Source organism: Kitasatospora xanthocidica (assembly GCF_014656195.1).
Taxonomy (GTDB): Bacteria; Actinomycetota; Actinomycetes; order Streptomycetales; family Streptomycetaceae; genus Kitasatospora; species Kitasatospora xanthocidica.
In genome coordinates this window covers 108,691-130,493 of the sequence record NZ_BNBY01000020.1, presented here as the reverse complement: position 1 = coordinate 130,493, position 21,803 = coordinate 108,691, and the positions used below count along the sequence as shown (strand labels likewise).

At 75.2% G+C, this 21,803-nt stretch carries 19 protein-coding genes and 1 pseudogene; 14 read left to right on the top strand and 6 right to left on the bottom strand.

Translation table 11 applies throughout. The annotated features are described in order from the left end of the window. Nucleotides 1-105 precede the first annotated feature (105 nt). Both IE332_RS28800 and IE332_RS28795 read left to right on the top strand, forming a co-directional pair. Nucleotides 106-762 carry a class I SAM-dependent methyltransferase gene (locus tag IE332_RS28800; RefSeq protein ID WP_189921949.1) on the top strand — a complete coding sequence of 219 codons (657 nt, stop codon included), beginning with the start codon at nucleotides 106-108 and terminating at the stop codon, nucleotides 760-762. A gap of 146 nt (nucleotides 763-908) precedes the next feature. Beyond that, the gene (locus IE332_RS28795; protein ID WP_189921947.1) at nucleotides 909-1,496 is read left to right on the top strand and encodes a TerD family protein; all 588 of its coding nucleotides are present in this window, start codon (nucleotides 909-911) and stop codon (nucleotides 1,494-1,496) included. Nucleotides 1,497-1,629: 133 nt separating this feature from the next. Here IE332_RS28795 and IE332_RS28790 read toward each other — a convergent pair whose 3' ends face one another. Continuing rightward, entirely contained in the window at nucleotides 1,630-3,075 is a 1,446-nt protein-coding gene (locus IE332_RS28790; RefSeq protein ID WP_189921945.1) for a lytic transglycosylase domain-containing protein, read from the bottom strand. Nucleotides 3,076-3,690: 615 nt separating this feature from the next. Here IE332_RS28790 and IE332_RS28785 point away from each other — a divergent pair. Together IE332_RS28785 and IE332_RS28780 are read left to right on the top strand one after the other, a co-directional pair. After that, entirely contained in the window at nucleotides 3,691-4,074 is a 384-nt protein-coding gene (locus tag IE332_RS28785) for a hypothetical protein (protein WP_189921943.1), read from the top strand. An 18-nt stretch (nucleotides 4,075-4,092) separates the two neighbouring features. Further along, nucleotides 4,093-4,413, top strand: a complete 321-nt coding sequence (locus tag IE332_RS28780; RefSeq protein WP_189921941.1) for a hypothetical protein — start codon at nucleotides 4,093-4,095, stop codon at nucleotides 4,411-4,413. A gap of 47 nt (nucleotides 4,414-4,460) precedes the next feature. Here IE332_RS28780 and IE332_RS28775 read toward each other — a convergent pair whose 3' ends face one another. The 3 genes from IE332_RS28775 to IE332_RS28765 form a co-directional block, all read right to left on the bottom strand. Further along, complete coding sequence (locus IE332_RS28775) at nucleotides 4,461-6,071, bottom strand: alpha/beta hydrolase (RefSeq protein WP_268256634.1); 1,611 nt, start codon at nucleotides 6,069-6,071, stop codon at nucleotides 4,461-4,463. A 157-nt stretch (nucleotides 6,072-6,228) separates the two neighbouring features. Continuing rightward, nucleotides 6,229-6,870 (bottom strand): NAD(P)-dependent oxidoreductase, encoded by a 642-nt coding sequence (locus IE332_RS28770; protein ID WP_189921939.1) that lies wholly within the window; start codon nucleotides 6,868-6,870, stop codon nucleotides 6,229-6,231. A gap of 92 nt (nucleotides 6,871-6,962) precedes the next feature. After that, nucleotides 6,963-7,895: an EamA family transporter gene (locus IE332_RS28765; protein ID WP_189921937.1), complete on the bottom strand. Its 933-nt coding sequence runs from the start codon at nucleotides 7,893-7,895 to the stop codon at nucleotides 6,963-6,965. Between the two features lie 111 nt (nucleotides 7,896-8,006). On the opposite strand from IE332_RS28765, the gene IE332_RS28760 reads away from it, so the two are divergent. Further along, the gene (locus IE332_RS28760) at nucleotides 8,007-8,504 is read left to right on the top strand and encodes a MarR family winged helix-turn-helix transcriptional regulator (RefSeq protein ID WP_189921935.1); all 498 of its coding nucleotides are present in this window, start codon (nucleotides 8,007-8,009) and stop codon (nucleotides 8,502-8,504) included. A 10-nt stretch (nucleotides 8,505-8,514) separates the two neighbouring features. Here the strand turns inward: IE332_RS28760 and IE332_RS28755 are convergent, their stop codons facing one another. After that, complete coding sequence (locus tag IE332_RS28755) at nucleotides 8,515-9,348, bottom strand: methyltransferase domain-containing protein (protein ID WP_189921933.1); 834 nt, start codon at nucleotides 9,346-9,348, stop codon at nucleotides 8,515-8,517. 28 nt (nucleotides 9,349-9,376) lie between these two features. On the opposite strand from IE332_RS28755, the gene pdxR reads away from it, so the two are divergent. The 6 genes and pseudogenes from pdxR (at nucleotide 9,377) to IE332_RS41290 (ending at nucleotide 14,699) form a co-directional block, all read left to right on the top strand. Beyond that, on the top strand, nucleotides 9,377-10,876 hold the full coding sequence (gene pdxR / locus IE332_RS28750; protein ID WP_229928994.1) for a MocR-like pyridoxine biosynthesis transcription factor PdxR: 1,500 nt from the start codon (nucleotides 9,377-9,379) through the stop codon (nucleotides 10,874-10,876). Between the two features lie 401 nt (nucleotides 10,877-11,277). Continuing rightward, nucleotides 11,278-11,880, top strand: a complete 603-nt coding sequence (locus tag IE332_RS28745) for a hypothetical protein (RefSeq protein WP_189921929.1) — start codon at nucleotides 11,278-11,280, stop codon at nucleotides 11,878-11,880. A 676-nt stretch (nucleotides 11,881-12,556) separates the two neighbouring features. Continuing rightward, nucleotides 12,557-13,198 (top strand): annotated as a pseudogene (locus IE332_RS41295) (glycoside hydrolase family 3 N-terminal domain-containing protein); the annotation flags it as partial. Between the two features lie 278 nt (nucleotides 13,199-13,476). Further along, nucleotides 13,477-13,941: a hypothetical protein gene (locus IE332_RS28735; RefSeq protein WP_189921927.1), complete on the top strand. Its 465-nt coding sequence runs from the start codon at nucleotides 13,477-13,479 to the stop codon at nucleotides 13,939-13,941. 237 nt (nucleotides 13,942-14,178) lie between these two features. Continuing rightward, on the top strand, nucleotides 14,179-14,523 hold the full coding sequence (locus tag IE332_RS28730; RefSeq protein ID WP_189921925.1) for an ArsR/SmtB family transcription factor: 345 nt from the start codon (nucleotides 14,179-14,181) through the stop codon (nucleotides 14,521-14,523). Nucleotides 14,524-14,567: 44 nt separating this feature from the next. Further along, the gene (locus IE332_RS41290; RefSeq protein WP_229928993.1) at nucleotides 14,568-14,699 is read left to right on the top strand and encodes a DUF6126 family protein; all 132 of its coding nucleotides are present in this window, start codon (nucleotides 14,568-14,570) and stop codon (nucleotides 14,697-14,699) included. Between the two features lie 87 nt (nucleotides 14,700-14,786). Here the strand turns inward: IE332_RS41290 and IE332_RS28725 are convergent, their stop codons facing one another. Continuing rightward, nucleotides 14,787-17,279 (bottom strand): cytochrome P450, encoded by a 2,493-nt coding sequence (locus IE332_RS28725; RefSeq protein WP_189921923.1) that lies wholly within the window; start codon nucleotides 17,277-17,279, stop codon nucleotides 14,787-14,789. 341 nt (nucleotides 17,280-17,620) lie between these two features. Between IE332_RS28725 and IE332_RS28720 the strand changes: the two genes are divergently transcribed. From IE332_RS28720 to IE332_RS28710, 3 genes are all read left to right on the top strand, one after another. Further along, nucleotides 17,621-18,385, top strand: a complete 765-nt coding sequence (locus IE332_RS28720; protein WP_189921915.1) for a sigma 54 modulation/S30EA ribosomal C-terminal domain-containing protein — start codon at nucleotides 17,621-17,623, stop codon at nucleotides 18,383-18,385. Between the two features lie 177 nt (nucleotides 18,386-18,562). Next, nucleotides 18,563-19,000 carry a hypothetical protein gene (locus tag IE332_RS28715; RefSeq protein WP_189921913.1) on the top strand — a complete coding sequence of 146 codons (438 nt, stop codon included), beginning with the start codon at nucleotides 18,563-18,565 and terminating at the stop codon, nucleotides 18,998-19,000. 439 nt (nucleotides 19,001-19,439) lie between these two features. Further along, complete coding sequence (locus tag IE332_RS28710) at nucleotides 19,440-21,674, top strand: RICIN domain-containing protein (RefSeq protein WP_229928992.1); 2,235 nt, start codon at nucleotides 19,440-19,442, stop codon at nucleotides 21,672-21,674. Nucleotides 21,675-21,803 lie beyond the last annotated feature (129 nt).

Below are 21,803 nucleotides of genomic sequence, written 5' to 3'. Positions count from 1 at the left end.
TCCGCCGGGCCGTTCCGGGCCCGGGCCGCGGCGGCCGGTAGGTTGACCGGGACGGGCGGGCCCCGTCGAACAATCGTCGAACGAACGTCGAACGGAGGAGGCGCGATGGACAGCCGGGACTGGGACGACCGCTATGCCGCGAGCGAACTGGTGTGGGGCACCGCGCCCAACCAGTGGGTGGTCCGTGAACTGACCGGCCATGCTTCCGGCCACGCCCTCGACCTGGCCGCGGGCGAGGGCCGCAACGCCATCTGGTTGGCCGCCCGGGGCTGGGAGGTCACCGGGCTGGACTTCTCCGCCGTCGCCCTGGAACGCGCCGAACGGCTCACCGCCGACCTGCCCGACGAGGTCGCCGACCGCCTCACCTGGCGCCACGGCGACGCCCGCGCCCTGGAGGCTCCCGCCGCCGGTTACGACCTCGTCCTGGTCGCCTACCTGCAGCTCCCCGCCGGGGACCGCCGGACCGCGCTGCGCCGCGCCGCCCGCGCGCTGGCCCCGGGCGGCACCCTGCTGGTCGTCGGCCACGACCTGAGCAACCTCACCGAGGGCGTCGGCGGCCCGCAGGACCCGGCCGTGCTGTTCACCCCGGAGGACGTCCTGGCCGACCTCGCGGACCTCGGGCTGCACACCGTCCGCGCCGAGCGGGTGCACCGTACGGTCGGTGGGGAGCCGGGGCACAAGGGCGGGGGCGGGGATGGGCGCGGGGGCGGCGGCCGCGTCGCGGTGGACGCGCTGGTCCGGCTGGAGCGGCCTGCCGACTGAGCCCGCAGGGGGCTTCGTGCCGTCCGGGGGTGCGGGGCGGGCGAGTGCGGGGTAGGGGTGCTCCCAGGACGCCGTCGGATGATCATAGGTTTCTACAGTGCTGTAGATTCGCGGCACGCGGGCGGTGGCAGAACGAGGAGGGCACGATGAGCGTTTCGCTGGCCAAGGGACAGAAGATCAGCCTGGAGAAGCCGGGCGGTGGACAGCTGAGCGTGGTGCGGATGGGCCTCGGCTGGAAGGCGGCGCAGCGCAAGGGGTTCTTCGCCAAGCTGCTCGCCATCGGCGGGGAGATCGACCTGGACGCGTCCGCCGTGCTGTTCGCCCAGGGACGGCCCGTGGACGTGGTCTTCTTCCAGCACCTCACCAGCAACGACGGCTCGGTGCGGCACAGCGGGGACAACCTGGTCGGCGGCGCGGGCGAGGCGGCCGACGACGAGTCGATCACGGTCGACCTGACGAAGGTGTCGTCCGAGGTCGACCAGATCCTCTTCACCGTCAACTCCTTCACCGGCCAGACCTTCCAGGAGGTCGAGGCGGCGTTCTGCCGGCTCGTGGACGAGACCACCGGTGCCGAGCTGGCCCGCTACACGCTCACCGGCGGCGGCCCGTACACCGCGCAGATCATGGCCAAGGTGCAGCGCACGGAGACCGGCTGGCAGATGACCGCGATCGGCCAGCCGGCCAGCGGGCGGACCTTCCAGGACCTGATGCCGGAGCTCGTCAAGCACCTCTGAGCACGGCCGCGGTGCACGGCTGCCGACGCGGGCCGGGCGCCGGGGGTTCGTTCCTTGCTCCGACCCTGGTGCGACACGACGGAGGCGCGGTTCCCGATGCGGAACCGCGCCTCCGTCGTGTCGTGCCCTCGGATCACTTCTTCGGGGCCGCCGAAGGCGAGAGGGAGGGGGCCGGGGTCGCACCGCCGGGCGCGGCGCTCGGGGTGCCGGTGGCCGTCGGGGCGGGGGTCGGGCAGCCCGGGGCGGTGGTGGGCGTCGCCGTCGGGGTGCCGGTGGGCGTGGCGGCGGGGGACGGGGAACCCGTCGGGGTGGGCGTGCCCGTGGGGGTGCCGGACGGCGTGCCGGTGGGCGTGCCGGTGGGGGTGGCCGTCGGGTCCGGGCAGGCCGTGGGCGTGCCGGTCGGGGTGCCGGTGGGCGTGGTGGTCGGCGTCGCCGTGGGGGTGCTGCTGGGCGTGCCGGTCGGCGTCGTCGTCGGCTGCGCGGTCGGCGAGGGCGAACCGGTGGGCGTGGGCGTCGTGGTGGGGCTCGGGGGCGTCGTCGGCTCTGCCGTCGGCGAGGGCGAGCCGGTCGGCGTGGCGGGCGTGGTCGGCTGCTGGGTGGGCGTCGGCGTCGCGGTCGCGCCGGTGTCCGTCGGGCCGCCGCCCGTCGTGCCGCCGCCGACCGGGAGGTACGGCGACGGCAGCGAGGGGCCCGGGCGGTTCGGGACGGTGGTGACCGTGCCGCTGCCGTAGTGCGCCATCCAGTTGCGGACCGTCCGCAGGTACTCGCCCGACTGGTTGTAGCTGAGCACCGCCCGGTCGAGCTGCGCCGGGTCGGCGAGGTCGCGGCCGCCCGCGCACAGGTAGCGGCCGGCGGACTCGGCGGCGTCGAAGACGTTGTTCGGGTCGGCCTTGCCGTCGCCGTTGGCGTCCACGCCCCAGGAGGCCCAGGTGGACGGGATGAACTGCATCGGCCCGACGGCGCGGTCCCAGCGGGAGTCGCCGTCGTAGCGGCCGCCGTCGGTGTCGGCTATCGCGGCGAAGCCGTTGCCGTCCAGCGCCGGGCCGAGGATCGGGGTGAGGGTGGTGCCGGCGGCGTCCACCCGGCCGCCGTTGGCCTGGCCGGACTCGACCTGGCCGATCGCGGCCAGCAGCTGCCAGGGCAGGTGGCAGCCGGGGGTGCGCTGGGCGAGCGAGGTCTCGGCCTGGCGGTAGGCGGCGAGCACGGTGGCGGGCAGTGCGGGCCCGGTGGCCGCGAACGGGCCGGCGTCCGGCGCGCCGGGCAGCGCGCCGGGCGGCTGGGGCAGCTGGACGGTGCCGCCGCCGTCGGCCGGGAGGCCGCCGCCGGGGATGCCGGGAGTGGGGACGCCGGGAGCGGGGGTGCCGAACGGGGAGGCGGCGGTCCGGTAGCGGTCACTGCCCTGGGTGGTGGTGCCGTTCGCCGGGCCGGTGTCGGCGGCCGCGACCGGCGCGAGCCCGAGGCCCGTCACCTGTGACCCGGTCAGCGCGGCCAGTGCGGCGAAGGCCGCCGCCGTACCCGTGACCCGCTTGCCGATCCGGAGCCTGCGCCCGCCCTGGGTGCTGCCGAACCTCGCCGTCATCCGTGTCCCCTCCCCTTGCCGTCCGGACGTTCCCGGAACGGTTGAGCCCTCGTCATCGTGCCCGCGTCATGCCCGTGTCGTGCCTGCGTCGCGCCCGCGTGGTGCCCGCCCACCTGGTGACGGCATCCGCCACCGGCACGATTAGTATCACGACGATCTGACAGGGACAGGGTGACCGGGAGGCGGCCCGGCGCCCACCGAGGGGTTAACTCGGCACTTCAGCGGGGGTGCGGGCGCTCCGCGGGCCGTCGAGCCGGGCCCCCGGCCTGCGGTTCCCGGCCTCCGGGGCCGGCGGCAGCTCCCGTTCCGGTACGCGGAGTCGACCAAGGCCCCAACGGCGGTGGGACGGCAGCCCCGGGCCCCGGACGGCGGTTCGGAGCGCGGGGGTGGTACGTGCGCGGCGTTTCGGGCTCCCGAGGGCGCCCACGGCCGCCCCCTCTGACCTGCCGGAACGCCCGGCGCACCGGACGACCCCTCTAGCAGGACGGGCCCGTGCACGCCAGAGCGCGTCCCCAACTCGGCCCTGGACGGGTGACGTTCTGGTGAAAGTGGGCATGCCAGGAATCGCCGCCCGGCATGCTGTGCCGCGTGATGATGCGGATGGAGGTCCAGCCCGTGAGCGCGAACCTGCCGGAGACCGTCGTCGAGGGAGCGGTCGTCCTGCCGGCACCCCCTCGGGTCGTGGAGGACCTGGCCCGTGACCTGACCCAGGCCGCCGCCGCCGTCCGGGCGGTGTCGCGCACCTGTCGCACCGGCGGGGACGTCGCGGTCGCCGCGTACACCGCCGTGGTGTGCACCGGACCGTCGGCCGCCCGCGCCCTGGAGGAGGCGGCCGCCTGGTGCCGGCAGGCCCCCGAGGCCGAGGTGCACTCGCTGGCCTGGGCCCGGGTGCCGGGGCACCGCGAGGACGTCCACGAGTACCGCGTCACCATGGCCGTCAGCTTCCCGGACGGGGAGACCGGCGAGTACGTCGGCGACACCCATCACGCTCGGCGCTGAGGTCGTATCATCACCCCTATGAACGAGGGGGGTACGAACGACGTGGTGAAGCAGAGCTCCGAGGGCACGGGCGGTGCCGAGGCGAGCGCCGGTGCCGAGGTGAACGCCGACGGCCCGCAGGAGCTCTCGCGGACCGCCGCCGTCGTGGTCACCGTGCTGGCCGCGCTGTGCGGTGCGGCGGTGCTGCTGGCCGTGTTCCACTGGCTGGGGTGGGGCGTCCCGTGGATCGGCTGGATCGTCGCCAAGGGCGGGATCAAGCTCGCCGTCGGCGGTTTCGCCGGGCTGGCCGTCGGGCTCTCCTGGCTCCGGTCCAAGCTGCGGGCCCGGCCCAAGGGCTGACCGGCCCGAGGGTTGACCGGCTCCGCAGCAGCTGACCGGCCGCTGCCTCAACTGGTCTGCGGCGAGGCGCAGGTGAGGTCGCGGGCGGGCGCCTCGTCGTCGAGCAGGTAGCGCTCGACGACGTCGGTGACGCAGGAGTCGGGACCGGGGTACTGGCCGTGGTCGCCGTTCCCGGTGACGGTGACCAGCCGCGAGCCGCGCAGCGCGCGGTGGGCGCCGAGCGCCGCCTCGTAGTACGTGGCCGGGTCGTGCACCGAGTTGAGCATCAGTGTGGTCGGCAGGTGGGCGCCGGTGACCTTGACCTTGGGCGCCGGGGCGACCGGCCAGGAGGCGCAGACCGCGCCGAACGCCAGCGTCCGGGAGCCGACCAGCGGCAGCCGGGCGGTGTTCTCCGCGCCGCGCTTCACCCAGGTGTCCAGGTCCTTGGTCCACGGGGTGTCGGAGCAGGTCACCGCGAAGAACTCGGCGAGGAACTCCGGGCTGAGGTAGCTGTTGAACGCCGTCGCGGCCGCCGTCCTGGTGGCGGCGTCGGCGGTCTGCCAGGTGTCGAGGGTGGTCAGCAGCCCGGCCAGGTCGGGGAAGTGGGACGCCGAGTAGATCGCCGAGATCGCCAGGTTGTCCAGCTGGTTCGGGCCGATCGTCAGCGGGCCCTCGACGATGGGCGAGTCGTGCAGGGCGGCCCGCCGCCGCTCCCAGTGCGCCCGGACCTGCTCCGGGGTCGAGCCCCAGTGGTAGGTGGCGTCCCGGGCGGCCAGCCAGGGCACGAAGTCCTCGTCGAAGCGGCGCTGGAAGCTCATCGGCTGGCCCAGCTGGAACGTCTCCCAGGTGCCGTCGAAGCCGATGTTGCTGTCCAGCACCATCCGCTCCACCCGGTGCGGGAAGAGCGTCCCGTAGTAGGCGCCGATCATCGTGGCGTAGGACGGGCCGTAGTAGCTGATCTTGCGCTCGCCGAGCAGGGAGCGGAACAGGTCGATGTCGTGGGCGGTCTGCTCGGTGTTCAGGTAGGGGATCAGGTCGCCGCTGCGCTCCTGGCAACTCGCGGCCAGCTTCTTGGAGTTGGTGAGGACACGGTCGATCGCGGCGGGGGACCGGTCGCGGTAGTCGCCGGCCAGGAACTCCTGGAACTCCGCCGGGGTCTGGCACACCGCCTTGGTGCTCTGCCCGACCCCGCGCTGGTCGAAGCCCACGATGTCGTACGCGGCGCCGACGGCCGGCGCCGCCTTGGCCAGCCCGGCCGGGCGCAGCAGGCCGGTGCCGCCGGGGCCGCCGGCCGCCATCAGCAGGGTGCCCTTGCGCTCGGCCGGGTCGGTGGCGCGGTGCCGGGAGACGGCGATGGTCAGGTCGGCCCCGACGCCGGGGTGGTGCCAGTCGCGCGGGGCGGCCATGGTCGCGCAGTCCAGGGCGGGCTGGGTGGCGCAGGGCTGCCAGTTCAGGATCTGGTGGGTGTAGCGGGCGGGTGCCGGGTCGGCGTCGCCCGGGTCGCGGGCGGTGTCGGCACCGGCGGTGGCGGGCAGGGCCAGTCCGGCGAGGACGGCGGCGGCCGCGACGAGGGCGACGCGCCGGGCGCGGGGTGCGGTGGCGGCGGCCCGGGCGGCCGCGGTCGTGTCCGCGACGGCTGCTGCGGCGCCTGTGGTGTCTGTGGTGTCTGCGGTGTTCATCACGGGATCGATCCTGTCCGACCCCGACCTGACGATCGATCATGCCCGCATCAGTCTTCGGGGTGGTGCTGGGTACACCCCCGCCGGGGCGGGGGCTCCAGCGTCCGACCGGTGCGGACCGCGGCGGCCTCACCCCCGTCGAGGCCGCCGCGGCCGGTCAGTAGCCCACGGTGAAGCGGGCACGGCGGTGCGCGGGCGTCTCGACCTCGTCGAGGAGCGCGACGGCCAGGTCCTCCATGGAGATCGCCGAGTTGCCGTCGGCGTCCACCAGCAGTTCGTCCCGTCCGAGCCGGAACCGGCCGGTGCGCACGCCCGGTTCGAGCAGCGCGGCGGGGCTCAGGTAGGTCCAGTCGACCTCGGCGCCGGCCGCGCGGTAGGCCTCGTACTGCTCGGTGCAGGCCAGTGCGATCGGACGGATCGCGTCGGGGAAGCCGGGGTCCTCGACCAGGGTCATCCCGCCGGCGCCCGGGACGGCGAGGCTGCCCGCGCCGCCGACCGCCAGCAGCCGCACGCCCGTACCGGCCACGCCCGCCAGCAACCCCTTCGTGGCGAGGGCCAGTTCGTGCTCGCTGCCGGGCGCCGGGCGGGTGGCGGTGACCAGCACGTCCTGCCCGGCGGCTATCCGGGCGACGTCCTCGGGGTTGCGGGCGTCGCCGACCACGAGGGTGACGGTGGCCGGCAGGCCGTGCGGCTTGGCCGGGTCCCGAACGACGGCGGTGACCTCGTGGCCGCGGGCGGTCGCCTCGGCCACGACCCGGCCGCCGACGTTGCCGGTGGCGCCGAACACGGTGATGCGCATGGGGTTCTCCTCGGATTCGATGCGTGGTGCTTGGTGCGTGGTGTGGTGCGTGGCGCGGACCGCGGATCGGGATGTCCGCGGCGGGCGTGGGGTCAGGCGTTCTCGCGTACGGACGGCTGGGCCACCGGCCCGGGCCCTGGCCCAGGCTCCGGCCCGGGCTGCTTGGCGGTGCCGGGCCGCTGGCTCTGGGCGGCGGCCAGCGAGCCGAGCACGACCAGCGCGCCGAGGGCCTGCAGCGGGCTGAGGTCCTGTCCGAGGGCCAGCCAGCCGAGCGCGGTGGCGACCACCGGGCTGAGCAGGGCGAGGAAGGAGACCGAGGTCGGGGTCAGCGCCTGGAGCCCGCGGAACCAGAGCGCGTAGGTGAGGGCCGCGCCGATCAGGCACAGGTAGGTGTAGCCGAGCAGGTTGGCGGCGCTGTAGTGGGTCGGCGGCGCACCCTCGGTGAGCAGCGCGACCGGCACCAGCATCAGCCCGCCGGCGGTGAGTTGCCAGCCGGTGGTGGCGAGCAGCGGCGCGGGGGACACCCAGCGCTTGGAGAGGACGACGCCGGCGGACATGACCACCGCGCCGCCGAGCGCGGCGGCCACCCCGAGCGCGTCCAGCTTCGCGCCGGCCCGCAGGACCAGCAGGCTCACGCCCGCCACACCCGCGATGCCGGACAGCACGGTGCGCAGGGTGAGCCGGTCGCCGAGGACCGCGGCGGAGAGGCCGGCGGTGATCAGCGGCCCGACGGCGCCGACGGTGGCCGCGATGCCGCCGGGCAGGCGGTAGGCGGCGATGAAGAGGAGAGCCTGGAACGCCCCGATGTTGAGTGCGCCGAGGACCAGCGAGCGCCACCACCAGGTGCCCTGCGGCAGTCGGCGGGTGAGGGCGATCAGCAGCAGCCCGGCGGGCAGGCAGCGGAGGACGGCGGCGAGGAGCGGACGGTGGGGCGGGAGGAGCTCGGTGGTGACGAGGTAGGTCGTCCCCCAGACGGCGGGGGCGAGGGCCGTCACCAGCACGATGGCGAGGCGATGTCTTAGCACTAAGCCAATGTATCTCAGCGCTAAGACATTCTTCGCCCGTTCGGACCGGTGATGTGGCTCACAGTTACCTCACTGCTAAGGAATCCGGGCGCGATCGCCTACCCTGGAGCCGTGGCAGATCATGTGGACCGCGTAGTCGCGCAGTGGGCCGCCGAGCGCCCCGACCTGGACGTCTCCCCGATGGAGGTGTTCGGCCGGCTCAAGCGCCTCTACCGCGTCGTGGACGCGGCACTCAACCGCACCTTCGCCGAGCACGGCCTGGACGCCGCCTCCTTCGACGTCCTGGCCACCCTGAAGCGCAGCGGCCCGCCGTACCGGCTCACCCCCACCGGCCTGATGCAGTCCGCCATGGTCACCTCCGGCGCCATCACCCAGCGCCTCGACCGGCTGGAAGCCCGCGGCCTGGTCACCCGGACCCGCAGTGACCAGGACGGCCGCAGCCGCGAGGTCGCCCTCACCCCCGAGGGCCACGCCCTGATCGAGCGCGCGCTCCCCGCCCACCTCGCCACCGAGGTCGGCCTGCTGGAGGGGCTGGACGACGCCCGGACGGCCGCCCTGGTCGACGCCATGCGCACCCTGCTGGCGGCCCTGGGGGACGGCGAGGAGTAGGGGGCGCCCCTCACGGGTTGACCGCGACCGCCTTGAAGAAGGTGTAGTGGAAGGTCCCCTCCGGCCCGGCCGTGCGGCGCAGGTCGGCGATGCCCTGGTCGAAGTCCTCCGGGGTGGTCAGCCCGGCGGCCAGGGCCTCCGCGCGGACGGCCTCGACCATGGCGACGAAGGTCCTGAGGGTGAAGCCCTCCGCGAGCGCCGGGCGGCCGCCGTCGGCGTAGACCGTGCGCGGCCGGACCGTCACCCCGGTGAACCCGGCCGCCGTGAGCAGCGGGTGGAGGCGGCGGCCGAGCAGGCCGTCGCCGCCCCCGTCGGCCTGCAGCCGGACCAGGTGGTCGACGGTGCGCCGGGCCGCCGGGGTCTCCGGGTGGAAGAAGGCCGAACCGTGGTCGCCCTCGATCACCGTGATCGTCCCGCCCGGACGCAGCACCCGGCGCAGCGCGGCCAGCCCGGCCGCCGGATCGGGCAGGTGCTCCAGCACGAAGCAGAGGAAGACGTGGTCGAACGCGCCGTCCGGGAACGGCAGCCGGTGCAGGTCGCCGTGGTGCCAGACGACGTCCGCGGCGGGCGCCTGCTCCGCCACCCGGGCGCGGGCCTGCGCCAGGGACTCGGCCGAGAGGTCCGCCGCCGTCAGCAGGACGCCCGGACTGGCGGCCAGCAGGTGCACCGTCTGCGCCCCCACCCCGCACCCCGCCTCCAGGACCCGGCTGCCCGCCGGGTACGCCGTGTCCGCGTGCAGCAGCTCGACGAGGGTGTCGGCCTGGTCGCCGAGGCGTCGCGCCTCGGTGTCCGAGTAGCCGTGGACGTAGGTCGGGTGCTCGGGCCGAGCCGTTTTCGTGGTCATGGCCCCACCCTGGCGCCACTATGGTCCGGTGAACAGGTCCAAAGCCGTCGCATCGGACAGGTCCAAAGAGGCCGGTGCCGACTTCCTCCAGCTCGACTCCGCCGACGCCCCGCCCGGCGGCCTCACCGACTGGCTCACCCGCCGCCTGCGCGAGGCCGTCGCCGACGGCCGGCTCCCGGCCGGCAGCCGACTGCCCGCCAGCCGGGTCCTGGCGGCCGAACTCGGCATCTCCCGGGGCGTGGTGACCGACGCCTACCGGCGCCTGGCCGAGGAGGGGCAGGTCACCGGGCACGGGCGGGGCGGCACGGTCGTGGTCGCGGGCCCGGCTCCCGCCGCCCCGCCCGCGCCCGCTCCCGCGGCGCCCTCCCCGGGGCGTACGGCGCCCGCCCTCTACCGCGCCGACCCCGACCCCGAGGTGTTCGACCTCCTGCGCGGCACCCCCGCCCGGATCGACCTGACCCCCGGAGTGCCCGACCTCGCCGCCTTTCCCCGCGCCGCCTGGCTGCGCGCCGAACGCGCCGTCCTGGACGGCCTCGCCGCCCACGACCTCGGCTACGGCGACATCCGCGGCACCCCCGCCCTGCGCCGGGCCGTCGCCCACTGGCTCGCCCGCAACCGGGGCGTCCGCGCCGACCCCGACGAGATCCTGATCGTCGCCGGGACGGCCCAGGCCCTCGCCCTGCTCGGCCGGGCCCTCGAACGGGCGGGCATCAGCGAGGTCGCGGTCGAGGACCCGGGCTCGCTCGGCGCCCGTCAGCACCTCGCGCACTGGCTGGCCGCCACCCCGCCCGTCCCGGTCGACGCCGAGGGCATCCGGGTCGACGCCCTGCGCGCCACCGGCGCCCCGGCCGTCCTGCTCACCCCCGCCCACCAGTACCCGACCGGCGTCGTGCTCGGCGGCGACCGCCGGCGCGAACTGCTGCGCTGGGCCGCCGAGGGCGGGCTGGTCATCGAGGACGACTACGACGCCGAGCACCGCTACGACCGCCCGCCCGTCCCCGCGCTGCGGGCCGCCCTGCCGGAGCGGGTCTGCTACGCGGGCAGCGTCTCCAAACTGCTCGCCCCCGCCCTGCGCACCGGCTGGCTGCTGGTCCCCGCCCGGCTGCGGGAGGCCGTCCTCGACGCCAAGCGCTTCGCCGACCTCGGCAACCCGGTCCTGCCGCAGTTCGTCCTCGCCCGCCTGATGGAATCCGGCGAACTCGACCGCCACCTGCGGCTGCTGCGCCGCCGTCACCGCCGCCGCCGGGACGCGATGATCGCGGCCATCCGCACCCACCTGCCCGGCGCCACCGTCCACGGCGCGGCCGCGGGGCTCCACCTGATGCTCACCCTGCCGGAGGAACTCGGCTGCACCGACACGGAGTTGGCCACCGCCGCGCTGGCCGCCGGGGTGAAGACCCAGCCCCTCTCCTGGCACACCCGCCTCCCGTACCCGCCCGGCCTGGTCCTCGGCTACGCGGCGGGCTCGCCGCCCGAGCTGACCGAGGGAATCGCCGTCCTGGGCCGGCTGGTCCGCCGGGCGGGGTGAGCGCGGCCGGTGGGGTGAGCGGGGCCGGTGGGTCCCGCCGGGTGCCGAGTCGAGTACGCGTACTCAGGCCACGGGCGGGCGGCTACTCATGTGGCGGCCGGCCGCCCCCGGCAGGATTCCGGTCATGGAGAACGGTTCCCGCACCATCGGACGCGGCCGCAAGGCGGCCTACCTGCTCACCGGCCTGGGGCTGTCGGCCGCGCTGGTCTGCGGCGCGGTGGCCTTCGGCCGCGCCTAGGGCGTGTCTGACGATTCCCGCCGGGCGTGCGACGCCGGGGCACGCACCTCGTCGCGTTGTCGTCGGTCGCCGATGGCCCCCAGCCTTCGGCCGGGAGGTACCCCCACCGCATGGACTCTCCCCCAGCCTTCGGCCGGGAGGTGCCCCCATCCTCCGCCTTGCGATGCACGCACCCCAACGCCGCACGCTGATCCGACGCGAATCGTCAGACACGCCCTGGGCGGGTGAGCTGTACCCGACGGCCGACCCGGCCGCCACCGCCGAGCAGCTGAACGGCCGGGTGCTGGCCGTCTACGCCGCCCTCGGCCTGCCGCAGACCGTGGTGCGCGACCCGCAGGACAGCGGCGGCACCGAGGCGGACGTCTACGGCTGCCACCGCCGGGGGCTCGCGCACGCCGTCGACGGCCTGGACAGCTCCGCCCCGCCCGAGCCCCGCACCGCGGCGATCCGCTCGCGCCTGGCCGTCAAGGGGCTCACCGACCCGCAGGGGGAGGCGGCGCTCGACCGCGCGGGCCGGACCCTGGCCGGCCTGGGCTGGACGGTCACCTCGTCCCGGGAGTTCGGCGCTCCCGTTCTCGCCCTGAAGCCGCCGGCGCCGAGCTCCGGCGTCCTCGGCGGTGTCTCCGTCTCGTACACCAGCGGCTACCTCCGCATCAGCGCGGGCGCGGAGTGCGCCCGCTACCCCGGCGGCACCGCCGTGGACTGGGAGGGGAAGCCGCAGGGCCTGCCCGGCCTGGTCGTGCCGGTGGAGCTCCGTCGGTCCTGAGGGCCCGGAGGCCTGCCCCCGAGGCGACGGATAGGTGATGCGGCGTCCTCTGCGGCCCGGAGTCGTGACGTTCATGTCGGAATATCGGATGAATCCGGTGCGAGGCGGACTCGCGGACCGGACTGCTGGGTACGCTGACGGCCCGTAGGGCCCGCCCCTCGGATCCTGGCCGGGCCCGCTGTCGACCCAGGAGACGTGATGGCCCCCTTCCGACGAGTCGCCCGGTTCGGGGCGGTGCTGGTGGTCCTGGGCGCCGCGCTCGGGTCTGCCTCGCTCGGCTCGGCCTTCGTCTCCCGCACGCCGACCCCCGAGAGGACCGTGCCGATGGCCGCCCAGAAGCAGGAGGACTCCCGTGTGCTCGCCGGCCGGCGGATCGTGCTCTCGTACCCGGGCCCGACGCCGCCGCCCGAGGTGCTGCGGACGATCCGGGAGGGCCGGGCGGCCGGGGTGATCCTGTTCGGCGAGAACGTCACCGGTCCGGAGCAACTCGCGCGGGCCGTGGAGGAATTGAAGCGGGCGGCGGCCGAGGCGCCGCACCCCCGGGCGCTGCTGCTGATGACCGACCAGGAGGGCGGCAAGGTCCGCCCGCCGCGCCGGATCGGCGGCCGACCCGGTCGCCACCGCGGCGGCCACCGGCGCCGACGCGGCCCGGACCCTCGCCGACGCCGGGCTCAACGTCAACCTCGCCCCGGTGCTCGACGTCTACGACACCCCGGACAACTTCTCCGACCACGCCGAGCGCTCCTTCGGGCAGGACCCCTCCAGGGTGGGGGAGTTGGGCAGTGCCTTCCTCGCGGCCCAGCAGGGCCTGGGCGTGGCCGCGACCGCCAAGCACTTCCCGGGCCTCGGCGCCGCCGCCCGCGACGAGAACACCGACGCGGGTCCGGTCACCGTCACCGTTCCGCTGGCGCAGCTCCGGTCCCGGGGCGAGGCGCCCTACCGGTCCGCCATCGCGGCGGGCGTCCGGCTGGTGATGGCCTCCTGGGCCGTCTACCCGGCACTGGACCCGGAGCGCCCGGCCGGGCTCTCGCCCGCCGTCATCCAGGGCGAGCTCCGCGGCCGACTCGGCTTCGGCGGCGTCACCGTCACGGACGCCATGGAGGCCGGTGCCCTCGCCCCCTACGGCGGTACCGGCGACCGCGCGGTCGCCGCGGCCGAGGCCGGCATGGACCTGCTGCTCTGCTCCGCCCGCGACCCGCGGCAGGCCGAGGACGCCACCGAGGCCCTGGCCGCCGCCCTCGACTCCGGCCGCCTCGACCGCGCCGCCTTCACCGCCGCCGTGGCCCGCGTCGACGCCCTCCGGGCCGACCTGGACTGACCGCGGCCGACCTGGGCGGGCCTGCGCTGACCCGGGCTGACCCGGGCGTTCACCCGGGCTCGACGTGGACGTCACCCGGGAGACCCCGGAGCTTCGGCAGCCCCGGGGCGATCGCGCCATCGAAGGTCAGATTTCGGTCGAGGCGACACTTCCAAGGGTAAAAGCGAATCAGGGGATAGGAATCGCATGGCAAAGTCTCTGTCGTGGGCCTGTGAAATGTCACATGTGCCACGCCACCTGTCCTTGAACCGTCCTCGAACCCTCCCAAGGAGGAGCTCATGAACCGCATCGCCAGGATCGCCGCCGGTGCCGCCGGTGCCGTCGCCCTGCTCGCGGCGCCCGTGCCGGCGTTCGCCTCGGCGCCGGCCGCTGCTGCCGCCACCACCGTGACCACCTGCGGGTGGTCCGGTCTGCAGGCCGGGCTGTCCACCAAGGTCTGCGCCGACGTCACCGGCAACAGTGTCGTGCTGTACGGGCAGATCGGGCTGGCCGGGCCGCCGTCGCCGGGCACCCCGTGGCCGCCGGCGCCGCAGGAGCTGCTGACCCGGCTGACGGCCGACGTGGCCGGGGGCAACTCGCTCGGTGCGGTGAGCGGGCGCGCCGTGTTCCAGGTCAGCACCGTGCGGGTCGACGGGATCACCGCGACCGTGCCGTGCGGTTCGACCGTGCACGCGTCCTTCTCCGTGGAGTCGTTCTACCGGGGACCGTCCCCGGTGACGGTCGATGTGCCTGTAGTCTGCTGACGGCTCGTCACCGTGACTGCCGAGCCCGGGAGTTGGCAGCGTCCCGGGCTCGGCTTCGTGCTGCCCCGGCGCGGCCGCGGCTGTGACGCCGGTCACCCGGGCGCGGGCACCGGGGGCCGCCCGACTGTGACGACTTGAAGAAATCTTCATCTGTCGCGATGATGCCTACCGGCCGCGGCACCGACCCCGCCCGGCCCGGACGATCACCCAGCCGGATTCGAGGGAGGAGCGCGGACGATGCCGGTCCCGCTGTACCAGGCCAAGGCGGAGTTCTTCCGCACCCTCGGCCACCCCGTGCGGATCCGGGTCCTGGAGCTGCTCCAGGACGGCCCCCGGCCGGTGCGCGAGCTGCTGGCGGAGATCGAGGTGGAACCGTCCAACCTCTCCCAGCAGCTCGCGGTGCTACGACGCACCCAGCTGGTCACGGCCACCCGTGAGGGCAACACGGTGGTGTACGCGCTCAGCACCCCGGACGTCGCCGACCTACTGCGCGCGGCGCGCCGGATCCTGACCGAGCTGATCACCGACCAGGGCGCGCTGCTCACCGAGCTGCGCGCGGCCGGCGGCCGGCCGGCCCGCTGAGCCGCGCCCGTCCCGTCCGCCCGAACCGAGGAGAACCACCCGCGATGAGCGACAGCACGAACGAGGAGAAGAGGCGCCGCAAGGCGATGCTGATCCGCGCCGGCATCTACATCTTCGCCACGCACCTGTTCGCCGGCTTCGTGCTGCTGCTCTTCGCGCTCGGCGACCGGAAGTAGCGCGACCGGGGCCGGCGTGCTCCGAAGCGCCGCTCCCGTTCGCGGCGGCTCTCCCCCGGGTGGCTCTCCCTGGGACGGCGCTCCCGTTCAGCGGCGCGGCCCGGTGTCCGGCACCAGGTAGCGGTCGCTGGTGCTGGTCCAGGCCTGGACGCCCGCGACGAGTTCCCGGGTGCCGTCCAGGTACCAGCGCCCCGCCGGGTGGCGGTGCCGCAGCTCGCGGCGCAGCTCCTCGTTCTCCCGGCGCAGCCGGGCCACCCGGTCCCGCACCGCGCGCACGGCCCGGCTGCGGGTGCAGCCGCGGGCCCGCTGCAGGGTGAGCACGGTGTTGAAGGCCGCCGCCGACTGCCGTTCCTCGCGTTCCAGCGAGTAGAGGTCGTTGATCAGCGTGGCGGCGTCGGCGGTGTTGGCGCGCAGGCGGTGCAGGGCGGGCTCCGCGTGCAGGGCGGCCGGGGCATCGGCGCCGTGGACCCGTTCCAGTATGTTCATGAACGGGTAGAGGCAGCTGCCGTGCCGGCGCAGCCGCATGGTGTCGGGGAGGCCGAGGCCGTGGGCGGGCACGGTGCCGCGGGCGCGGTGGTCGGCCTCGGCGGGGAAGGTGGCGAGGCAGGCCCGCCACTCGCGGGCGGCCCGGGCGCGCCACTCGGGGGACATCGACGCGCTCTGGCGGCTCCACAGCTCCCGCCAGGAGTCGACGAGCGGGCCCCCGGGCCCGGTGCCGTCGTCGTCGAGGACGGCGATCAGCGGGTCGACCAGGGCGTGCGCCTCGGCGGGGCGGCCGCCGGGGGTGCCGTCGAAGCGGTCGTCCAGGATGGTGAACCAGCCCAGCACGTCGACCAGCAGGTCGAGTTCGGCGCCGCGGGCGCGGGGGAAGGAGTGGCCGATCAGCTCGTGCAGGGCGTAGGCCTGGTAGCCGGGCAGTTCCGCCGGGGTGAGCAGGCCGTGGCGGAGCACCCAGTCGGCGTGCCGGTCGGCGGCGGCGCGCAGTTCACCGGCCGGGCGGGGTGGCCGGGGCCGGGCCGCGAGGGCGGAGGGGGCGCCGGTGAGCGGACAGCGGCCACCCGGTACCGCCGGTTCGTCGCGGGAGGGCGCCTCACCGGTGCCGCTGCTGCGGGTCGCACCGTCGGCGCGGGCGGCTCGTTCCCCGCCGGTGGCCCGCTGTTCGCGTGGCGCCAGCCGGACCCGCAGCCCCTGGGCCTGGACGGTCGTCCAGACCACCTCCCGGGCCCGGGAGCCGGGCAGCGCCTCCGGCCGCCAGCGCCGCAGGATCGCGGCCGCCGCGACCGTCAGCTCGGCCCAGGCGAAGGCCTCCCCGATGCACTTGTGCTTGCCGGCCCCGAAGGGCAGGAAGGAGGGCCGGCCGGCACCGCCGCCGTCCCGCCAGCGGTCGGGGCGGAAGCGCAGCGGCTCGGGGTAGCGGACCGGGTCGCGGTGCAGCGCGGTGAGGCTGTAGAGCAGTTCGGTGCCGGCCGGGATCCGGTAGGGGCCGAGTTCGACCGGGACCCGGGCGGTGCGCATCAGGAAGGCGTTGGGCGCGTGCAGCCGCACCACCTCCTGGGTGACGCCGCGGGTGTAGGAGAGCCGGGCCAGCGCTTCGGGGGTCGGGACGGTGCCGGCGGGCAGGTGCTGGTCGAGCTCGGCCAGCACGCGGGCCTCCACCTCGGGGTGGCGCAGCAGTTCGTCGAGCAGCCAGGTCAGGGTGGTGGAGACGGTCTCGGTGCCGGCGCCGAACATGGTGATCGCCTCGGAGCGGACGTCGGCCTCGGTGAGCGGACGGCCGGTGGCCGGGTCGGTCGCGGCGCGCAGCAGGGCGGGCAGGGTGGCGCGGCCGTCCTCGGATCGGGTGCTCGCCGTACGGCCGTCGACGGCCTGGTCGACGACCCGGTTGAGCACCCGGACGGCGGCGTCGAAGCGGCGGTTGACGGGCAGCGGGAGCCGGGCGAGCGAGGGCTTGGGGTAGAGGGACTGGACGATCTGGCCCTTCACCATGTCCGGCAGCGCCCGGTGGAAGGCGAGGGTGGCGTCCTCGCTGAGCCGGGCGTCGAACAGTGAGCGGGTCACGATCTCCAGCGCGAGGTGGTTCATCTCCTTGGCGACGTCGAGGACTTGGCCGGGGCGCCAGCGCCCGGCCCGCTCCTCGGTGACCTGGTGCATCACGGCCAGGTACTCGCCCATCCGGTCCGGGCCGAAGGCGGGCTGGAGGGTCCGCCGGCGGTCGCGGTGGGCCTGGCCCTCGGACATCAGCAGACCGTCGCCGAAGGCCGTCCTGAGGGTGTCCTGGACGGCGCCGCGCGGGCAGTCGTGGGCGAGCGCGACGAGCAGGGTGTGGACCAGCCGGGCGTCGGTGACGACGCAGACGGTGCGCGGTCCGAGCCGGATGCGCACGACGCCGCCGTGGCGGGCGAGTGAGCCGAGGAAGCCGAGCGGGTCGCGCAGCAGGGCGGCGGCGTGCCCGAGGCCGGGGAGCGCACCGGGGGCGAGCGGGGGGACGGCCGCGCGGGCCAGGGGGGCGGGGCGGGGCTCGGTTCTCGGGGGGATTCTCGGGGGGACGATCCGTTTCCGGGTCTCTGTCAGCAGGGTCATGACACTACCTCTCACGGAGGGGACGGTGCGGGCGGTGCCGGGAGGGCGCCGGCGGGCCGGCCCGCGGGGCGGGGACCGGCCAGCGCGGACCCCGCGCGCACCCCAGCTGGAGGGCGCACGCCATGGCAAACGCGCCGGTCCCACGGGCGTTGCGCCGAACGCGCGGGGATCACTCCAACGGCGGAACTTCCCGACCCGTCCGCGCCCGCCCGCAGAGCCGGTGTGACCTGCGCGGATGTCAGGGGCCGTAAGGCCCGCGGCAGGGCCGGACCGGAGGGTCTTTGGACCCTCGCCGCACGGCCGCGCGAGGGCCAGCATGGTGCCGGAGAAGGAGGAAGCCGATGACCCGTCTGCGCCACCGGCCCGCGCTCGACGTCCGGGTGGAGATCTGCGGCGAACTGCCCCGGGAGGACGCCGAGTACGCCAGGGCCCGGGCGCTGGAAACGGCCCGGGGCCTCGCCCCAGGCACCCGCGCGCTGCGGCTGCGGCTGACCCGCACCCGCGACCGGTCGGTCACCCGGCCCGCGCTCGCCCAGGCGCAGGCCGACCTGGACGGCGTCGGGCCGGTACGGGTGCAACTGGCCACCGGGACGGCGCGGGAGTCCGTCGACCTGGTGCTGGGAACTCTCGCCGGGCGGGCCGTCCGGCTGCGCGAACAGGGCGACATCGGCTTCGCCGTCACGTACGAGAGCGCCTACCGGCCGCAGTTCGCCGACCGCCCGCTGTCGCGGCGCCGGATCGCCCGGCACAAGGCGGTGGTGCTCGCCCGCCGCGCCCCCGGACAGGCCGTACGCGAACTGCTCGCGCTGGACCGGCGGTTCCACCTCTTCGCGGACGGCGAGACCGGACGGGACGGCCTGGTGCGGCGCTGCCCGCCGAACGGCGCCGTGCGATCGTGCACGGCGGGCGGCGGCGCCCTGCCCCCGCTCGACCTCACCGAGGCGGCCCGCCGGCTCTGGCTCACCGGACGCCCCTTCGTCGCTCACACCGCCCCGGAGGGCGGGCGGATCCGGGTGCTCTACCGCCGCTACGACGGCCATTACGGCTTGATCGAACCGGTGTCGGGCGGCCGGATCGGGGCAGGAACCCTGTCGACACCGAACTGACACGGCGACGACACGACCGCACACGGGTACGCCACGAACGTCGGTCCTCCGGCACTCGGGCGCCCCGCCGTTACACGAGCTCCAGTACTCCAGTTACTCCACGTATCTCCAGTACTCCAGTACTCCACGAAACGAACTCCGCGAACGCCGCGGACTCCACGACAGGGGGCCGGGACCATGGACTGCGACGAGGTCATGCTGACCGTCCGGATCACCGCCGCCGAGCGGGCGCTGCTGCGCGAACTCGCGCGCGGGCACGGCGGCGACGTGTCCGAGGTGGCGGTGGACGGCCTGCTGGAGGTCATCCCCGCGCTGCACGACGACGCCTCCGTGCTGCCGCTGCTGCGCGTCCTGGCCAGACCCGCGCCCTTCGCGCTCACCCTGTGGCTGCCCGCGCCGGTCGCCGACCTGCTGCCGCTGCTCGGCGAGCGGCTCGCCCGGACCGGTGGGCCGGCCGCCGGACCGGCCAGCGCCGCGCTCTCCGCCGCCCTGCGGCTCTGGCTGGCCGGCGACCGCGTCGCCCTGGCGGGCGCGCTGGCCCGGCTGCACGGCGGTTGCGGTCCCGCCGGGGCGGCGGCGCCCTTCGGCCCCGGACCGGTGCGGACCGCGGCCTGACTCCGGGTCCGGATCCGACGGGGTCGACCGACCTGACGGTGTGTCATATGCCGGTGGCCGATGGCATGTCAGGGTCGGAAGACGGCCTGGTCAGAGAGCTGGTCAGGGCCTCCGGGGAGGTCTAGCATTCCGTCACGGCCGACGGAGTCACAATGCCCCGGGGCTCCGTCCGGGTGGCTGCCGCCACCCCCGTGCCGGGGAGCGCACACCCCCCGAATGCGCTCCCCGGCTCCGCCGTGTCCGGGCCCCGGTCGCCGCGCCCGCCGAGGGTCGCGCCGGCTGTGCCCGCTCGGGGCCGCGGCCACCCGGTTCGAACGCGTCGAAGATTTTCGCAAGAGGTTTCTGTTATCGCCGGTCGTCCCGTTTGCTCTCCGGAGTGTCGGAAGGCCTGGACCCCCTCACCACAGGGCCCGGGCCATCGCACGAGGAAAGGAACGCGATGGGACACCGGAGCAGCGAGCTTCGCCGGCGCAAGCGCCGCAGGCTCACCCGCAGGAGCGCCCTGGTCGCCGCAGCGGTGGCGGCAGGGCTGGTGGCGGGGACGCTCGGCATCCGCACCGCGCTGGAGCCGGCCTCCATGCACAGTGCCGTTTCGGCCGCGGCCGACGCGGTCGACAACTCGGGGTCGCAGGCCGGGCTGGTCGGCGACGACGGCGGGCCGGGGGAGACCGGCACCGCCGAGGGGGCCACCCAGGCGCCCGCCCCGAAGCGGGACCAGAAGGCCGCTCCGCTCAAGGCGATACCCAAGGACGAGCCCGAACGGGGCCTGGTCTACGCCGGATTGAGCCTGCCGGGCAGCGACCGCTGCGGCGGCACGCTGGAGGTCACCGGCAGCACCCAGTGCAGCCACGGCCCGGACGTGCCGCCCAAGGGCATCGACATCCGCCAGGACGTCCCGCCGGTCGCGGCCCCGGCCGCCCAGGCGCCCTCGCTCACCCCCGCGGCCGGAGCCCAGCCGCCCGCCGCGGCCGACCTGCTGAAGGGCGTCGCGCCCGTCCTGGACGCCACCCAGAAGGCGCTGCTCGGCGGCTCCGGCTCCGGCACCGCCGCCGCGCCGGCCGGTGCGGCCGCGCCCGCCGGGTCGAAGCTGGTCTGCGAGGGCGACGGCAGCAGCGGCAACCGCGTCCAGGCGGTGTACGTGCACGGCCCGGGCAACGACCGCTTCGCCCAGTACCTGGCCTCGTTCAAGAAGTGGGCCGCCGACGTCGACGTCATCTACAACGCCAGCGCCGCGGAGACCGGCGGCGAACGGCACGTCCGCTTCGTCACCGAACCCGACTGCAGCGCCTCGGTGCTGAACGTGCAGATCTCCGACTCCGAGATCCAGGACTTCAACGCGAGCAACCGGGCCCTCGCCGCGCAGGGGTTCAACCGCAAGGACCGCAAGTACATGATGTTCACCGACGCCAAGGTGTACTGCGGGATCGGCACCTTCGCCGGCGACGAGCGCCCCAGCCAGGACAACCTGAGCAACTTCGGTCCCTCGTACGGCCGGACCGACTCCGGCTGCTGGAGCGGCAGCACCGCCGCCCACGAACTCGGCCACAACCTGGGCGCGGTGAACAACAGCGCGCCCAACTCCAGCAAGGCCGGGCACTGCGTCGACGAGTGGGACATCATGTGCTACTCGGACGCCCCCAACTACCCGCAGATGCGGACCGTCTGCCCGGATCGCGCCCATGACGACCGGCTCGACTGCAACCACGACGACTACTACAACACCGCCCCCTCGCCGGGCAGTTACCTCACCACGCACTGGAACGTCGCCAACAACCGCTTCCTCATCGCCGGTGGCGGCAGCGGCCCGAACCCGACGCCCACACCCACGCCCACGGCCACCCCGACTCCGACCGGCACGCCGACCCGCACGCCCTCGCCGTCCCCGACGCCCACCGGTGGCACCACCCCCTCGCCGACCGGCTCCCCGTCGCCGACCGCGACCCCGACTGCGACCCCGACTCCGACCGCGACCCCCACGACGGGCGACACCGGCCCCGCGGTCAGCGTCAGCCAGGTCACCCAGAACTCCGCCATGCTGAGCTGGACCGCCGCGCCCGCCGCGGCCGGCTACGACGTCCTGCTGAACGGCCAGGCGATCGGCACCGTCCGCTCGACCGTGGTCGGCGTGGTCCGCCTCGCCCCCGGCACCTCGTACACCGTGGCCGTCGCCGTCCGCGACGCCGCCGGTGCGGTCGGCAAGCCCGGCCGCGCCGCCACCTTCCGTACGGTCACCGACGCCGGACGCCCGCAGCCGGGCACGCACTACACCATGGTCAACGGGCTCACCGGGCAGGCCGCCGACCTGTGGGGCAGCTCGATGAACGACGGCACCGTGGCCATCGCCTACCAGCGCACCGGCTACGCCAACCAGAAGTGGCAGTTCGAGGACGCCGGGAACGGTGCGGTGCGGATCAAGTCCGCGCGCTCCGGCAAGTGCCTGCAGCTCGGCGGCGCCCCGGTGGCCGGCCAGTACGTCGCCCAGCAGCCGTGCTCCGACGCGGCCGCGCAGAAGTGGCAGCTGAACGCAGCCGAGGGCGGGTTCACCGTCACCGCGGACGGTGGCTCGCTGGTCCTGGGGCTCAGCAACCGCTGGTACTACGGTGGTTGGCTGCTGGAGCTGCAGCAGGCGAACGGACGGCCGTACCAGAACTGGTCGCTGCAGAAGACCACCTGATCCGGCCCCTGAGCCGGACGGCGGGCCCGTGCGCCCGCGCGTCGTGATCCGACGAGCCGTCGCTCCATGAGTCGTCGCGTCGCGAGTCGTTGCTCCCATGAGTCCGCACGCCGTTCGGCTCCCTACGCC

Bases quoted from the DNA above. Each gene is read 5' to 3' on its own strand.
- IE332_RS28800 (WP_189921949.1), top strand. From the start codon at position 106: ATGGACAGCCGGGACTGGGACGACCGCTATGCCGCGAGCGAACTGGTG.
- IE332_RS28795 (WP_189921947.1), top strand. From the start codon at position 909: ATGAGCGTTTCGCTGGCCAAGGGACAGAAGATCAGCCTGGAGAAGCCG.
- IE332_RS28790 (WP_189921945.1), bottom strand. From the start codon at position 3,075: ATGACGGCGAGGTTCGGCAGCACCCAGGGCGGGCGCAGGCTCCGGATC.
- IE332_RS28780 (WP_189921941.1), top strand. From the start codon at position 4,093: ATGAACGAGGGGGGTACGAACGACGTGGTGAAGCAGAGCTCCGAGGGC.
- IE332_RS28775 (WP_268256634.1), bottom strand. From the start codon at position 6,071: ATGAACACCGCAGACACCACAGACACCACAGGCGCCGCAGCAGCCGTC.
- IE332_RS28770 (WP_189921939.1), bottom strand. From the start codon at position 6,870: ATGCGCATCACCGTGTTCGGCGCCACCGGCAACGTCGGCGGCCGGGTC.
- IE332_RS28755 (WP_189921933.1), bottom strand. From the start codon at position 9,348: ATGACCACGAAAACGGCTCGGCCCGAGCACCCGACCTACGTCCACGGC.
- IE332_RS28745 (WP_189921929.1), top strand. From the start codon at position 11,278: ATGCACGCACCCCAACGCCGCACGCTGATCCGACGCGAATCGTCAGAC.
- IE332_RS28735 (WP_189921927.1), top strand. From the start codon at position 13,477: ATGAACCGCATCGCCAGGATCGCCGCCGGTGCCGCCGGTGCCGTCGCC.
- IE332_RS28730 (WP_189921925.1), top strand. From the start codon at position 14,179: ATGCCGGTCCCGCTGTACCAGGCCAAGGCGGAGTTCTTCCGCACCCTC.
- IE332_RS41290 (WP_229928993.1), top strand. From the start codon at position 14,568: ATGAGCGACAGCACGAACGAGGAGAAGAGGCGCCGCAAGGCGATGCTG.
- IE332_RS28725 (WP_189921923.1), bottom strand. From the start codon at position 17,279: ATGACCCTGCTGACAGAGACCCGGAAACGGATCGTCCCCCCGAGAATC.
- IE332_RS28720 (WP_189921915.1), top strand. From the start codon at position 17,621: ATGACCCGTCTGCGCCACCGGCCCGCGCTCGACGTCCGGGTGGAGATC.
- IE332_RS28715 (WP_189921913.1), top strand. From the start codon at position 18,563: ATGGACTGCGACGAGGTCATGCTGACCGTCCGGATCACCGCCGCCGAG.
- IE332_RS28710 (WP_229928992.1), top strand. From the start codon at position 19,440: ATGGGACACCGGAGCAGCGAGCTTCGCCGGCGCAAGCGCCGCAGGCTC.